At 74.5% G+C, this 13,185-nt stretch carries 14 protein-coding genes; 2 read left to right on the top strand and 12 right to left on the bottom strand.

Translation table 11 applies throughout. From position 1 onward, the window contains the following. Nucleotides 1-53: 53 nt before the first annotated feature. The 8 genes from ACY3FI_RS07250 to ACY3FI_RS07215 form a co-directional block, all read right to left on the bottom strand. Entirely contained in the window at nucleotides 54-1,184 is a 1,131-nt protein-coding gene (locus ACY3FI_RS07250; RefSeq protein ID WP_462550112.1) for a hypothetical protein, read from the bottom strand. A 104-nt stretch (nucleotides 1,185-1,288) separates the two neighbouring features. Then, complete coding sequence (locus tag ACY3FI_RS07245) at nucleotides 1,289-1,846, bottom strand: RBBP9/YdeN family alpha/beta hydrolase (protein WP_462550111.1); 558 nt, start codon at nucleotides 1,844-1,846, stop codon at nucleotides 1,289-1,291. A 50-nt stretch (nucleotides 1,847-1,896) separates the two neighbouring features. Beyond that, nucleotides 1,897-2,856 carry a helix-turn-helix transcriptional regulator gene (locus ACY3FI_RS07240; RefSeq protein ID WP_462550110.1) on the bottom strand — a complete coding sequence of 320 codons (960 nt, stop codon included), beginning with the start codon at nucleotides 2,854-2,856 and terminating at the stop codon, nucleotides 1,897-1,899. 122 nt (nucleotides 2,857-2,978) lie between these two features. Next, a complete protein-coding gene (locus ACY3FI_RS07235) occupies nucleotides 2,979-3,401 on the bottom strand; it encodes an ATP-binding protein (protein WP_462550109.1) in 423 nt (140 codons plus the stop codon). Continuing rightward, a complete protein-coding gene (locus ACY3FI_RS07230) occupies nucleotides 3,398-3,736 on the bottom strand; it encodes an STAS domain-containing protein (protein WP_462550108.1) in 339 nt (112 codons plus the stop codon). The genes ACY3FI_RS07235 and ACY3FI_RS07230 overlap by 4 nt, the downstream gene beginning before the upstream one ends. Nucleotides 3,737-3,806: 70 nt before the next feature. Beyond that, entirely contained in the window at nucleotides 3,807-5,021 is a 1,215-nt protein-coding gene (locus ACY3FI_RS07225; RefSeq protein ID WP_462550107.1) for a multidrug effflux MFS transporter, read from the bottom strand. Between the two features lie 190 nt (nucleotides 5,022-5,211). After that, complete coding sequence (locus tag ACY3FI_RS07220; protein ID WP_462550106.1) at nucleotides 5,212-7,869, bottom strand: phosphoenolpyruvate carboxylase; 2,658 nt, start codon at nucleotides 7,867-7,869, stop codon at nucleotides 5,212-5,214. Nucleotides 7,870-7,986: 117 nt separating this feature from the next. Next, a complete protein-coding gene (locus ACY3FI_RS07215) occupies nucleotides 7,987-8,649 on the bottom strand; it encodes a biliverdin-producing heme oxygenase (RefSeq protein WP_462550105.1) in 663 nt (220 codons plus the stop codon). A gap of 67 nt (nucleotides 8,650-8,716) precedes the next feature. Here ACY3FI_RS07215 and ACY3FI_RS07210 point away from each other — a divergent pair, with 67 nt between their 5' ends. Together ACY3FI_RS07210 and ACY3FI_RS07205 are read left to right on the top strand one after the other, a co-directional pair. After that, a complete protein-coding gene (locus ACY3FI_RS07210) occupies nucleotides 8,717-9,559 on the top strand; it encodes a siderophore-interacting protein (RefSeq protein ID WP_462550104.1) in 843 nt (280 codons plus the stop codon). A 105-nt stretch (nucleotides 9,560-9,664) separates the two neighbouring features. After that, entirely contained in the window at nucleotides 9,665-10,234 is a 570-nt protein-coding gene (locus ACY3FI_RS07205) for a GIY-YIG nuclease family protein (protein ID WP_462550103.1), read from the top strand. A 187-nt stretch (nucleotides 10,235-10,421) separates the two neighbouring features. On the opposite strand, the gene ACY3FI_RS07200 is transcribed toward ACY3FI_RS07205, so the two are convergent. From ACY3FI_RS07200 to ACY3FI_RS07185, 4 genes are all read right to left on the bottom strand, one after another. After that, complete coding sequence (locus ACY3FI_RS07200; RefSeq protein WP_462550102.1) at nucleotides 10,422-11,453, bottom strand: putative endonuclease domain-containing protein; 1,032 nt, start codon at nucleotides 11,451-11,453, stop codon at nucleotides 10,422-10,424. 66 nt (nucleotides 11,454-11,519) lie between these two features. After that, the gene (locus ACY3FI_RS07195) at nucleotides 11,520-12,188 is read right to left on the bottom strand and encodes an RES family NAD+ phosphorylase (RefSeq protein WP_462550101.1); all 669 of its coding nucleotides are present in this window, start codon (nucleotides 12,186-12,188) and stop codon (nucleotides 11,520-11,522) included. Then, nucleotides 12,185-12,787 carry a hypothetical protein gene (locus ACY3FI_RS07190; protein WP_462550100.1) on the bottom strand — a complete coding sequence of 201 codons (603 nt, stop codon included), beginning with the start codon at nucleotides 12,785-12,787 and terminating at the stop codon, nucleotides 12,185-12,187. Before ACY3FI_RS07190 ends, ACY3FI_RS07195 begins: the two co-directional genes overlap by 4 nt. A 62-nt stretch (nucleotides 12,788-12,849) precedes the next feature. Further along, entirely contained in the window at nucleotides 12,850-13,104 is a 255-nt protein-coding gene (locus ACY3FI_RS07185) for a DUF4287 domain-containing protein (RefSeq protein ID WP_462550099.1), read from the bottom strand. Between the last annotated feature and the right edge of the window lie 81 nt (nucleotides 13,105-13,185).

The raw sequence follows: 13,185 nt of genomic DNA, 5'->3' as shown, positions 1-13,185 counted from the left end.
AGTCTACCGAGCCGGCCGACCCGGCACGGGCCGCGGCAGGCACCCGGGGAGGCTCAGCGACGGCCGAGCGCACGGAGGACGCGCTCCACGAACCGCGTCCACCAGCCGGCCGGGGCAGGGGTGTCCGTCGCGGATGCGACCGCCGGGGCCGCCGTGGGCACCGAGAGCGCATCCGGGAGCACGACGGGCGTGCTCGCGGTCGCACCCTGGTGCGCGGTCAGCGCCGCGGCGAAGGCCGCGCGGTCGATCACGGTCGGCCCGGTCGCCGGCTGGACGAGCGGGGTGGGCCGCGTGTTCGCGGACACCGGTGTGACGGCCTGGAGGCCCAGCATCGGCCGCACGGGCAGCTCGCGTCCGGGGGCGGTCGGCCGCAGGGCCGTGGTGCTGTCGGACGCGTCGGCCGCGGTCAGCGACGGGACGGCGACCGGGGTGCCGTCGATCGCGTCGACGGCCTCGGTGGCGGGCACGAGGGCCGGCGCGGACGCCTGCGGTGCGGCAGGGCGCGGGGCGGCGAGTTCCGGGGAGCGGTGGACCACGGCGACGGGTGCGGTCGCTGCACGGCGGGCGGCGGCACGGTCGCGGCGGTCGGCTTCGAGCGCGGCGTCGGCGAGCAGGTCGGCGAACACCGTGCGGGCGAAGGCGCGGGCACCCTCGGCCTCGGGGTCGTCGACACCGGCGACGGTGGCCTCCCACGCGGCGAGGCGGGCGAGGTCCTCGTCGCGGCGGCGGACCTCGTCCTCGAGGATCACGATGCGCTCGATCGTGGTGCGGCCGCTCGTGGCGGACACCTCGACGGCGAGGTCCTCGATGCGGAGGGCCAGGCGCTCCGGCGGCTCCGGGAACGACGGGGCGCACGCGGCGACGTGCCGGGCGCGGTCGCGGGGACGGCGGAACGCGGCGTCGTCGGAGGCCACTGCCGGCGCAGGCTCGGCGTCGACGACCGGCGTTGCCTCGGCGACGGGCGCGACGGGCGCGACGGGCGCGACGGGCGCGACGGGCTCTGCCGCTGCCTCAGACTCGGGCACGGCGACCGCGTCGGGGCGCTGCACGGGACCGGTGACCGGCGGGACGACGAGGTCGGCGAGGTACGGCGAGCGGGTCGCCGGGGCGTCGCGCAGCCACGCCTCCAACTCGCGACCGAAGGGGTCGACGAGGGGCGTTCGTGCTCCGGACTGCGTCTCCATGCCCGAAGGATAAATATCGCAGGAGGCAGAACTGTGGACATCCGCGGTGTGTCGCAGGAGTCCCTGCCATATCGGGCGGAACGTGACCGGCGTGTCGTGGACGGTCAGTGTGCGCGTGCGGACGCGTCGAGGAGCGCACGCCCCTCCGGCCACGCGCCGACCCCGCTCGCGACGTTGACGTGGCCGCGTGCACCGACCCGCACGACCTCGGCCCCGAGGACCCCGGCGAAGGCGACCGCGCGGTCCGCCGAGCAGTACGGGTCGTCGTCGCTCACCACGAGCTGCGTCGGCACGGCGGCGGCGGCGCTGGGTGCGGTGAACCCCCGCGCAGCAGCGGGGAAGGTCGGCGCCGCCGGGTCCGGCGGCGCGACGAGGAACGCCCCCGCGACGACCGGCCGCTCACGGTCGACGGCGGCGCGCGCGAGCCACGACGCCGCAGCGAGGACGCCGAGGCTGTGCGCGACGAGCACGGGCGGCTCGGGGAAGGCGGCGACGGCGCGCGTGATCGCTGCGTCCCAGTCGTCCGGGTCCGGGTCCGACCACGAGGCCGGCATGATCCGCACCGCGTCCGCTCCCCGCTCGGCCTGCCAGATCGACTGCCAGTGCTCCGGGTCCGAGTTCCAGATCCCGGGCACGATCACCCACGGTCGCGGTCCACCCATCCGCGCAGCCTACCGAGCGCCGCGGAGCGGCCGACGGCGCATCAGGCGCATCAGGCGTGCAGGGTGTCGCGCGGGTACTCGCCGAACCGGGTCAGGTACGCGCCGGAGAACCGACCGAGGTGCGCGAAGCCCCACTTCACGGCGACCTCGGCGACCGTCACCGCGCCGACCGTGCCCTGGCGCAGCTCGTCGCGGACCCGGTCGAGCCGGATGCCGCGCAGCATCGCGTTCGGCGCGGTGCCGACCTGACGCTGGAACGCCTGCTGCAGCCCGCGGACGCTCAGGCCCACGTGTGCGGCGACGTCGGTCGTCGAGATCGGGGTGTGCGCGTAGGCATGCATGTACTCCACGGCCTCGCGGACCCGACCGGTGGCGCCCTGCGGCAGGGGCACCTCGGGCGCGAGCACCGTGTGCGAGAAGGTACGCAGGAGCGCCCTCGCGGTCTCGCGAGCGGTCTCGGTCAGGGCGAGCTGCGACACCGGCGCCGCTCCGAGCACCACGCCGGCGGCGCGGTGCACCTGCTCGTTCCACGACCGCAGGTCCTCGCGCCGCGGGGGCTGCGCGTGGTCGAACACGAGGGGCGCGGGTTGGACACCGTGCTCCTCGGCAGCGACGCCCTCGAGGAAGGCCCGGTCGAACTGCACGAGGTTCTGCCGCAGGTCCTGCAGGTCGAAGGTGAAGGCGCGTCCGGTGGGGAACATCACGGGCAGCCCCGGGGCGAGGTCGACCTCGTCGCGGCCGACGTCGACCTGACCACCGCCGTCCGAGGTCCACGTCACGACGTACTCGTCGCCGGTCTCCACGGTCCCGGCCACCCGCGCGTCGAACCGCGTCGACCGGAAGGACATCACGTCGTCGCCGACCACGCGGAACCGGTACGAGAACGGCCGGTCGGTGCGGCCGGCGCGGAAACCGGCGCCCTCGTAGGCGTCCTCGTACATCCGCACGGCGTCGGCGAGGTCGTCGCCGGACGTCTCGAAGCGGATCCTGGGGTCGGGCGCGACTGTCATCACCTGGATGCTCACACGCCGGACGACACCCGGCGCGCGCTTTGCGGATATCGGCTCACGCACTGCGTGCGACGGACGACCGGGGCCCCCGGACCGGGGGCGTCTGCACCTGGAGGGGCGCGTCAGGCGTCGTGCCGGCCCCGGCGGACGCTCCACCGGTTCCGGTCGGCGACGCGCTCGTAGTGCAGGTCGTCCACGACCATCTGCACCAGGGCGAGCCCGCGACCGCTCTCCGCGAGGGCGTCCGGCAGCGAGGCGACCGCCAGGTCGACCTCGACCGGGACGCCGTCGTCCACGAGGTCCGCGAGGACCGCGTCGGACTCGACGTCGAGATGCAGGGAGCAGGTGACCCCGCGGCCGTCGGCACCGTGCTCGATGACGTTCGAGGTCAGCTCGACGAGGGCCAGCTCGAGGGCCATGCGGTCCTCGGCAGAGATCGACGGCTCAGCAGCCCACACCGCGGCGAGGAACTCGTGCACGGCGGTCACGTCGTCCGGCGGGCACGCGAGGTCGAGTCGGTGCCCACCCGTGGCGGCGGTGGTCATCCCCAGGCACTCACCGCGGCGTCCCCGTCCGGGTACGACCGCAGGATCTTGTCGATGTTCGAGAGCTTCAGCACCATCTGCACCTGCTCCGAGGGAGCCGCCAGACGGAGGTCGCCGCCGGCCTGTCGCGCCGTCTTCAGGCAACCGACGAGGGCTCCGAGACCGGACGAGTCCATGAAGTCGACACCGGAGAGCTCGACCACGAGGCGCGAACGGCCGCCGTCGACGACCTTCGCCACGGTCTCGCGGAAGGCGCCGGCGGACACCATGTTGAGGCGGCCGCTGCATTCCAGCACCGCTGTGTCGTCCGATGCCTCGTGTACGACGATGTCCATGCGGGGTGCCTCCTCAGGATCGGTGCGGGGTGCACCCAGCAACCTACCGGGTCGCGGGCCCCGCGTCGCCTCAGCCGCGCGCGCGGCGCGTGGCGACGAGCTGCACCACGACCGCGGCGGCCATCAGGGACGCCATGACCGCACCCATCGCGACCGCCGTCCCGCCGAGCGCGCCGGCCAGTGGCGTGCCGAGGCCGCCGAGTCCGAAGGTCAGCCCGCCCTGCAGCGCCGCCGCTGTCCCCGGGTGCGCTCCCCCCACGTGCTGCGTGCGCGTCATCGCTGCCGGGAGGACGAAGCCCCACGCCGCGGTGACGACCGCGAGCGAGCACCAGACCGGCACGGGTCCGAGTCCGAGCAGGGCGGACGCGAGCACCCCGCACGCTCCGAGCGTCCCGACGACCAGTCCGAACGCGAGCAGGCCGTCCTCCGAGAACCGCCCGACCACCCGCCGGAACACGAGCGTCGTGATGATCATCATCGAGGCGTTCGACGCGAACACGAGCGTGTACAGCCCCTCGGAGAACCCGAACTCGGACTGGAAGACGAACGAGCTCGTGGCGATGTACGCGAAGAACCCGATCGTCGAGAGGACCCCGGTGAGCACGTAGGCGCGGAACCGCGGGATCGCGAGGAGCTCCCGGATCCGTCGCCAGTTCGCGCCGAGGGTCACGCCACCGCGCGCAGCCGCCGGCAGGGTCTCCCGGAAGGACACGAGCACGGCGACGGCGAACACCGCACCGAACACCGCGAGGACGACGAACATGAGCCGCCAGGTCCCGATCGTGAGCACCGCTCCCCCGGCGAGCGGAGCGACGACGGGGCCGATCGCGTTGATCGCTGCGAGCGTGCCGAAGACCTTCGCCGTGCGGGGGCCCGTCGTCGTGTCGGACACCATCGCCCGCCCCGCCACGGCCCCGGCTGCTCCGGCGAGGCCCTGTACCACCCGGGCGACGACGAGCGTCATGGCGTCCGGGGCGAGCGCGCAGCCGACGGACGCCACCGCGAACGCCACGGTCCCGACGAGCAGGAGCGGACGCCGCCCGATGCCGTCGCTCACCGGCCCGGCGAGGAGCTGGCCGACCGCGAAGGCCACCAGGAACGCGGTGAGCGAGAGCTGCACGCTCGACGGGGTCGTGCCCAGGTCGCGCGCGATGGTCGGCAGCGCCGGGATGTACATGTCCGTCGCGAACGGCGACACCCCGACGATCAACGCCAGCGGGACGATCGGCGGCAGTACGGGTCGGGCGGTCGTCGGCCTCGTCTGCTCGCGCTCCGTCGTCACCATGGTCACGCTACGCCGCGCCGAATCGATTCGACAAGGGCCGGCCTGGCCACGGGTGGTGGCCGCGACCCGAGGACGGACGGGCGCGCCCCGCTCAGCGGCGACGCGGAGCGCGCCGACCGAGCCTGCACAGGAGGCGCGGTGCCGACTGGCACCGCGCCTCCTGTCGGTCTCGGGGTCGCGTCCGACGCGATCAGCCCGTGTTCTGCAGGCCGGCCGCCACCCCGTTGACGGTCAGCAGGAGGAGCCGGTGGTCGGCGTCCGTCGGGTCGGTGCTGCCGGACGTGCGGATCGCGCGCAGCGCCCGCAGCTGCAGGTGCGAGAGCGCGTCGACGTACGGGCTGCGGAGCCGGACGGCACGGGCCAGGACCGGGCGGTCCTCGAGCACCTCGGCACCGCCGGAGACCCGGAGCACCCACGATCGGGTGCGGGCCATCTCGTCGAGCACCTTCGCCGCGAGGTCGTCGCGGTCGGCCAGCTCCAGGTACCGGCGGGCGATGTGCTCGTCGGTCTTGGCGAGCGACATCGCGACGTTCTTGATCATCGCGCCGAAGAGCGGCCACTCGGCGTAGGCGGTGCGGAGCAGGTCGACGTCGCCGACCGCCTCGAGCGCCGAGCCGAGGCCGTACCAGCCGGCGAGGTTGATCCGCGCCTGCGTCCACGAGAACACCCACGGGATCGCACGGAGGTCCTCGAGGGACTCGACGCTCAGGCCACGACGGGCCGGACGGGAGCCGAGCGGCAGGAGACCGATCTCCTCCATCGGGGTGACCCGGGCGAACCACGGCGCGAAGCCGTCGGCCTTCACCAGGTCGTAGAAGGTGTGCCGGGAGACCTCGTCGAGCTGCGCCGCGAGGTCCGCGAACCGGTCCGCCGCGGCAGCAGTCCGTGCCTCGTTCGACGGCGACGACGCGAACAGCGTGGCCGAGGCCATCTGCTCGAGGTGCCGCGCGGCGATGTCCTGGTCGCCGTACTGGGCGAAGATGACCTCGCCCTGCTCGGTGAGCTTGAGCCGGCCGTCGATCGACCCCGGCGGCTGCGCGAGCACGGCCTCGTTCGCAGGACCGCCGCCACGGCCGAGCGAGCCGCCGCGGCCGTGGAACAGCGTGAGCTCGACGTCGTGCTCGGCGGCCCAGGTGGCGATGCGCGCCTGTGCGTCGTACAGCGCCAGGTTCGCCGACACCGGGCCGACGTCCTTCGACGAGTCCGAGTAGCCGAGCATGACCTCGAGCCGACGCCCGGTCGCTGCCAGACGTCGCTGGAAGGCCTCGGTGCGGACGGCCTCGTCGAGGATGTCGACGCTGGCGTGCAGGTCGGCGAAGGTCTCGAACAGCGGGATGACGTCGAGCACGGGCGCCGCCTCGGCCGAACCGAGCGCCGCGACGGCGAGCTCGTGCACGTTCGCCAGGTCGGCCGCCGACTGGGTGAACGACACGATGTAGCGGTGCGCCGCGCGGACGCCGTAGCGGCGCTGCAGGTGCGCGATGGTCCGGAAGACGGACAGGACCTCTTCGGTGGTCTCGCTCAGTTCGCCGCCGGCCCGGATCTCGGCCAGCGCGGTCCGGTGCACCTGCGAGTGCTGGCGGACCTCGAGCTCCGCGAGGTGGAAGCCGAACGTCTCGACCTGCCACACGAGGTTCTGCAGCTCGCCGTTCGCGGTGCGGACGGCCCCGGCGGCGACGAGCGACGCCTGGATGACCCGGAGGTCCTCGAGCAGTTCCTCGGGGCCGCCGTACGCGATGCCGTCCTGGCCGCGGCGGGTCGCCCGGATGCGAGCGGCCACGAAGAGCAGGGCCCGGCGGTGGGTCTCGTTCGGGGCGCGGACGCCGATGCGCTCGGCGATGGCGGGGTCGAGCGCCTCCTGCGCCGCGACGAGCGCCTGCAGACCCGGGTCGGCCGGGGTGTCCGCCGCGTCGAGGGTCAGCGCGGAGCCGATGCGGGTGGCGGCGCGGGCGAGGCCGAGCAGGATGTGCTCGGCCGCGATCTCGGCGGCCTGGCGGGTGACATCGGCGGTGACGTGCGGGTTGCCGTCACGGTCGCCGCCGATCCACGTGCCGAACCGGACGAAGGCGGGCGCGGTCACCGGCACGCGGCCGGCGTCGTCCCCGAGCAGCCGGTCGTCGAGCAGGCGGTACACCTGCGGGACGATCTCGAAGAGCGTCTGGTCGAACACGCTCATCGCCGTCCGGACCTCGTCGAGCGGGGTCGGCCGGGTCGTGCGGAGCGGCGAGGTGCGGAGGAGGGTCGTGATCTCCTCGAGCAGGCGACGCTCGTTCTCGGCGCGCGCGGTGCCGTTCTTCGCGCGGTCGCGCTCGTCGATGAGGTCGGTGATGCGACGCACCGCCGTGGTCACCGCGCGGCGGCGAGCCTCGGTCGGGTGCGCGGTGAGGACCGGGTGGAACCGGAGCGCCCCGAGCCGCGCGGCGGCTGCGTCCGCGCCGACCTGCTCGACGAGGGACGCGTACGTGGCGGGGAACGAGTCGCCCGCGAGTCCGCCGTCGTCGCCGCGCTGCCGGAGCACACGGACACGGTGGTGCTCCTCGGCGAGGTTCGCGAGGTGGAAGTAGGTCGTGAACGCCTGCGCGACCGCCTCGGCCCGCTCGGCGGACATCCCCGCGACGATCGCCTCGGCCCGGGCGGCGCCCTCGGCCTCGGCACCCTCGAACGCGTCGATCACCGCAGCCCGGAGGTCCTCCACGTCACGCAGGAGGTCGTCGCCGCCGGTCTCGCGCAGCACCCGCCCGAGCAGGTTGCCGAGGTACCGCACGTCCGCGCGCAGGTCGCTGTCGACCGCGCCGCTGACGTCGTCACGTGCGCGCCCGTGGCGCGTCGATCCGTCGATCGCCGTCATGTGGTCCTTCCAGGTCCGTCGGGAGGCTCGTCCCGGTTCCCGAGCAGCGTATCGGCCCGTCGGACCGGGTGACGACAACCGTCCGGACGGACCGCGCACCGCCCGCAGCGGACGTCGTCAGGCGATGTCGAACACGCCGGGGCGCCGGGCGTCCAGCGCCGCGAGCAGGGCCGCGTCGAGCGTCGCAGCGAGGTCGACCTCCGCCGACACCCGGGCCCGTTCGGCGGCGGACCAGGGCGCCGCGTCGAGCTGCGCCCGGTAGGTGTCCTCGAACGCGGCGGGGTCGGCGACCTGGTCGAAGATCCAGAGCAGCACGCCGTTCGTCTCGAACCCGAAGCGCTCCTCGAGCAACCGGCCCATCGTGGCGCAGTCGCCGAGGTCGCCGAGGTACCGCACGTAGTGGTGCGCGACGAAGCCCGCCGGCCACTCGGCGGCGACCTCGTTCAACCGTCGGACGTACGCCCGGGTCGCCGGCATCGGGCACACGAGCTCGGACCAGTCCGGCCCGACGAGGTACTCGAGGTCGGCACGGATCGCGGGCATCCGCGTCAGCTGGGGCGTGACGAAGCGGGACACGACCGGGTCGTCGGCGAGCCGCTCCGCCGCGCGCTCCAGGGCGTCGTACACGAAGGCGTACTGCCCGAGCAGGTCGGCGTAGTCGGCCACGTCACAGGTGCCGCGCTGCAGGTCGTCGACGAACCCGTTCCCCGTCGGCAGCCCGTCCGCTCGACGCGCACGGGTCCGCAGCAGTTCCGAGAACGGGACGACGGTGGCGGACATGAGGTAAGGCTAGCCTCAGTAGCGCTCCGGTCAAGCACCGGACTCCCAGCGAGAGGACCACCGCCCGATGTCCGAGAAGCCCCAGCGCCCCCAGCACGTCTTCGTCGTCGACCGCACCGAGCGGCTCTCGCCGCACATGGTCCGCGTCCACCTCGGCGGCCCCGCGTTCGAGGACTTCCTGTCGGCCGCCGACCCGGAGCGCCTCGGGGCCACGGACACGTACGTGAAGCTCCTCCTCGCGAAGCCGTCGCTCGGCCTCACGCCGCCCTACGACCTCGACGCCCTCCGCGCCACGCTGCCGAAGGAGGACCGTCCGGCGCGCCGCACGTACACCGTCCGCGCGATCGACCTCGACGCCCGGACCATCGCCGTCGACTTCGTCGTGCACGGCGACGAGGGCCTCGCCGGCCCCTGGGCCGCCGGCGCGCAGCCGGGCGACCTGCTCGCCCTCTCCGGCCCCGGTGGCGGGTACGCCCCCTCCGACGACCCGGCCGTCACGCACGTGCTGCTCGGCGACGACAGCGCCCTCCCGGCGATCGGCGCCGCACTGGAGGCGATGCCCGCCGAGGCCACGGGCGTCGCCCTGGTCGAGGTGGCCGGTCCCGCCGACGAGCTGCCGCTCGTCCACCCGGCCGGGGTCGACCTGCGGTGGCTGCACCGCGACGCCACCGGCGCCGAGCCGGGCACGCTCCTGCTGGGGGCGGTCCGCGGGCTGGAGCGCGCCTCCCGGCCGGTGCAGGTCTTCGCACACGGCGAGCGGACCGCGATCAAGGCGATCCGACGGGTGCTGCAGGACGACTGGGGGCTCGAGAAGGCGGAGCTGTCGCTGTCGGCGTACTGGGCGCTCGGGCGGGCGGAGGACCGGTTCCAGGAGGAGAAGCGCGAGCCGGTGGGCGTCATCTTCGACTGACGCGGGCGTCCGGACCGGGTCGCGTCCCTGCCGGGTCGCGTTCCGGCCCGGATCGCGTCCCTGTCTGGAGGCGCGGGGTCGGTGGGTCCGGTTAGCGTCCTGAGCATGGTCACCTCGTGCTGCGCTCCCGGCTGCCCGGCGTCGGCGGCGGACGGCACGGGGGTGTCCGGCGTGCCGCTCTGCCACGGACACCTCGCACTCGTGCTCGAGGCCGCCGCGGAGCACGCCGGCGTCGAGGACGTGCTGCCCGGCCCGTGCCCGGTGTGCGGCTCGCGCGTCGGGGTGCGCTTCCCGTCCGGCAGCGTGTGCGCCACGTGCGAGTGGCGGTGGGGCGACGTGCCGGACGGCGACCTCGCTCCCCCGCGGGTCGACGTCGTGTACTACCTCCGGATGCGCGACGACTTCGGCGACCGCATCAAGATCGGGACGACGACGAACCCCCGGCAGCGGTTGGCGGCGATCCCGCACCAGGACCTCCTCGGGTTCGAGCGGGGCGACCGTGGGCTCGAGCGGCGACGGCACGCGCAGTTCGCCGGCGCGCGGTACCCGGGGACGGAGTGGTTCCGGGTGACGCCGGAGTTGCTCGCGCACGTCGAGGTCGTGGCGGCGGGCGTGTCCGACCCGTGGGCGCTGTGGACGCGCTGGCGCAGCGCGGCGCTGGCGCTCCGCGGCTGACGCGGCGCGCTCGGGGCTGTGCGGCGCGGGTTGCCTCGACCTCGCCGGGGACTTTGCGCGCTGAGCGACACGTCACGGCGGGGTCGCGGCGTGAAGTGTCGCTCAGCGCGAAGAGTCGTGCGCGGGCAGCCGCCGCGCACGGACAGGCGCGCGCTCGGGCAGGCGCGGGCTCGGGCAGGCGCGGGCGTCAGCGCGCGTAGGCGTCGACGAACAGGGCGCCGCGGATCTCGCGCAGGGTGTCGACCAGGCGCTCGACGGTCCGGCCGGAGACGCCGGACACCTCGAGGTCGTACGGCCCCAGCGACTGCAGCCGTCCGGTCCGGATGCGGACGACCTCCCACCCGACGGCCCGGACGGCGCGGTCCTTCCGGCGGTCGGTCTCGAGCCGAGGTCCGACGTGCTCGAGCCCGTGACGGCCGGTGGAGTCGTACTCGATCGCGACGCGGAGCTCCGGCAGGATCACGTCCGGCCAGACCTCGACGTGGTCGAAGAACGGCCGGTCGAGACGGATCGCGGTGTGGTCGAACGTGAACGCGAAGCGCTCCGACAGGGCTGCGCGGAGCTCGGCCTCGACCGCGGAGGCCGTCGCCGGCGCGCAGACGCTCGTGAAGGACTCCCCCGACGGTAGCCTCGGGGTCTTCGGGCAGATCGAGCGCGGGACGTCCTGGCGAGCACGGCCGACGCTCCGTCCGGCACCGCGTCCGACGGCGCGACCCGGACGTGCACGCGACGAGGCGACCGCCCCGGCGGGCATCCCGCCGGGCACACCGGCGGCCGCGGGAGCGAGAGCCGCGCGGGAGGGGACGCCGCGCGCCGGCGCTGCGGGGAGGGTCTGTCGACCGACGGCGCAAACGGCGCGCTGGGGCACCGGCACCGAGCCCGGCCAGTCCTCGGGGAGCACCGGCCACCGCTGCGGCTGGGCCTGCACGGCGCACTCCGGGCACCACACCGACCGGCGGCGTTCGCGCCCGGGACGGGAGCGCTGCTCGGCGGGCGTCGCGACGAAGACGTGGCCGACGTCGCACTCCCACGTCAGCAGGACCTCGGCCGCCGGCGGGACCTGGCTCAGGACGACGCCGTGGTTCCAGTCGGGGTGGTACTGCCGGATGAGCACCGGGTACGAGGCCCACTCGGCGCGGAACTCGCCCACGGCGTAGGGCACCGGGACACCGCGCGACCACTGTCGGCGGCGCCACCATGCGTCGACGGGTTCGGCCACGCCGTCACGGTAGGGCCGGCCACCGACAGCGGCAGCGACACCGCCCGGGCACCGGCCTGCGACGGCTCACCCGGTGGGCGGGGTCGCGAACGTGAACCGCTCGGGCCCGGACTCCGAGCCGTCGTCGAGCACCCGGATGCCGGACTCGCGGCACGCGGCCACCCCGTCACGGTGCACCCGCTCCGGCCGGGGTCGCCTGGGGATCCCCGCCGCGCCGAACACCGCCCACGCGTTCGCCGCCGACGCGCTCGTGAACCGGGTGCTGTACCGGACGCCGGCGAACCCCGCCGCGTCGAAGGCTCGCGCCCAGGCCTGCGGCACACGGTAGTCGCCCATCGTCTGCAGCTCCGCCCCGACGCCCGACCGCACGGCCGCCGGGTGGGTCACGTCGGCGAACCGCCGGCCCCGCGATGCCCGTGCGGCGACGACGACCATCTCGCGCGCCCGCGCCGCGAACACCGTGTTCGTCGTGAGGACGTGGTGCGCCAGACGCTCGCGCACCGCGACCTCGACCGAGTCCGCCCAGTAGCAGGTACCGCGGGGCACGGCGAGGTCGAAGCGTCCGCCGTCCACGCCGTCGGCGTCCGGCTCGGTGCTCGCGAACCACCAGGCACCGCGGTCGTGCCGCTTCGCACGGTAGAAGGTGGTGCCGCGGGACTCCTCCGCCGGGAACGTCGACAGGTCGAGGTCGTCACGCGGTGGGCGCTGGGCGACCTCGTTCCGGCTCGGCGTCACGCGTCCGCTGCCCAGGCGTGCGCGGCGCGGCGGGCAGCGGCGAGCACCTGCTCCTCGCGCCCGTCACGCAGTGCCACCGCCGCCGTCGTGCCGTCGAACTCGTCTGCCGCGGTGTTCAGCCACAGCGCACTGCCCCACGGGTCGATGCGGTCCGGGTCGACGAGGGCGAGCACCTGGCGCAGGTGCGGCAGCGGTGCCCCGGTCGCGCCGAACTGGAACGACGGGAACACGAGTGAGCCGTCCCCGATCTTCAGTCCGATCAGGTCGCGCTTGGCGGTCGCCTTGCTGAGGGCCTGCCGCGTGACGCCGCGCCAGGCCGCGAGGGTCGGCGTGTCGTAGAAGGGGCCGATCAGCGCGTCGGCCTCGTGCTTGACGGTCGGCAGGGCCGCCACCATGCGGTCCGCCAGTGCCTCGACGTCGGCGTCGTCGTCGAGCACGGCGTCGTACCGCCCGAGGACGAGCCGCTGCCGGAGCTCGACCATCAGGGCTTCCTCGACCGGGCTCAGCGCGTCGCCGCCCGTCACCGGTCCCTGCCGCGGCCGGCCGTGCGCCGCGCCCCGCGTCGGGTCGGTGCGCCGTGCGTGCTGCGTGGTCGCCATGTCGAGCCTCCGATCGAGCGTCAACCGTGTCAACCCATCATCGCGCACCACTGACAACCGTGTCAACCGTCCCCGAGCGCCCTCCGCACGAACCCGACGAGCGCGTTCGCGTGCCCGTGACCCATGCCGTGCTCGGCCTTCAGCCACGCGACCACCTGCATGTGCCGGTGGTCGTCGAGCCGGTCCGCCACGAGGTCCAGCCACTCCTGCACGGGGCGGCCGTAGGTCTTCTCGATGCTCGGGAAGTAGGACGCCGGCCCCTTCGGCGCGCTGCCGTCCGCAGGCGGCTCGGGCACGGTCACGCGGTGTGCGCTCATGGCGTCACGATAGCCCGGAGGTTACGTCGTGTTCCGCCGTGTGCCGGTGTGTTTCGCGCACCATTGTGGGCCCGCCGGACC

The sequence above is a fragment of the Curtobacterium sp. RM9 genome (assembly GCF_054956955.1).
The sequence above is the reverse complement of the archived record's forward strand: the minus strand, read 5'-3'. Positions and strand labels throughout refer to the sequence as shown.

Bases quoted from the DNA above. Each gene is read 5' to 3' on its own strand.
- ACY3FI_RS07220 (WP_462550106.1), bottom strand. From the start codon at position 7,869: ATGACGGCGATCGACGGATCGACGCGCCACGGGCGCGCACGTGACGAC.
- ACY3FI_RS07210 (WP_462550104.1), top strand. From the start codon at position 8,717: ATGTCCGAGAAGCCCCAGCGCCCCCAGCACGTCTTCGTCGTCGACCGC.
- ACY3FI_RS07190 (WP_462550100.1), bottom strand. From the start codon at position 12,787: ATGGCGACCACGCAGCACGCACGGCGCACCGACCCGACGCGGGGCGCG.
- ACY3FI_RS07250 (WP_462550112.1), bottom strand. From the start codon at position 1,184: ATGGAGACGCAGTCCGGAGCACGAACGCCCCTCGTCGACCCCTTCGGT.
- ACY3FI_RS07225 (WP_462550107.1), bottom strand. From the start codon at position 5,021: ATGGTGACGACGGAGCGCGAGCAGACGAGGCCGACGACCGCCCGACCC.
- ACY3FI_RS07235 (WP_462550109.1), bottom strand. From the start codon at position 3,401: ATGACCACCGCCGCCACGGGTGGGCACCGACTCGACCTCGCGTGCCCG.
- ACY3FI_RS07185 (WP_462550099.1), bottom strand. From the start codon at position 13,104: ATGAGCGCACACCGCGTGACCGTGCCCGAGCCGCCTGCGGACGGCAGC.
- ACY3FI_RS07205 (WP_462550103.1), top strand. From the start codon at position 9,665: ATGGTCACCTCGTGCTGCGCTCCCGGCTGCCCGGCGTCGGCGGCGGAC.
- ACY3FI_RS07215 (WP_462550105.1), bottom strand. From the start codon at position 8,649: ATGTCCGCCACCGTCGTCCCGTTCTCGGAACTGCTGCGGACCCGTGCG.
- ACY3FI_RS07245 (WP_462550111.1), bottom strand. From the start codon at position 1,846: ATGGGTGGACCGCGACCGTGGGTGATCGTGCCCGGGATCTGGAACTCG.
- ACY3FI_RS07230 (WP_462550108.1), bottom strand. From the start codon at position 3,736: ATGGACATCGTCGTACACGAGGCATCGGACGACACAGCGGTGCTGGAA.
- ACY3FI_RS07240 (WP_462550110.1), bottom strand. From the start codon at position 2,856: ATGACAGTCGCGCCCGACCCCAGGATCCGCTTCGAGACGTCCGGCGAC.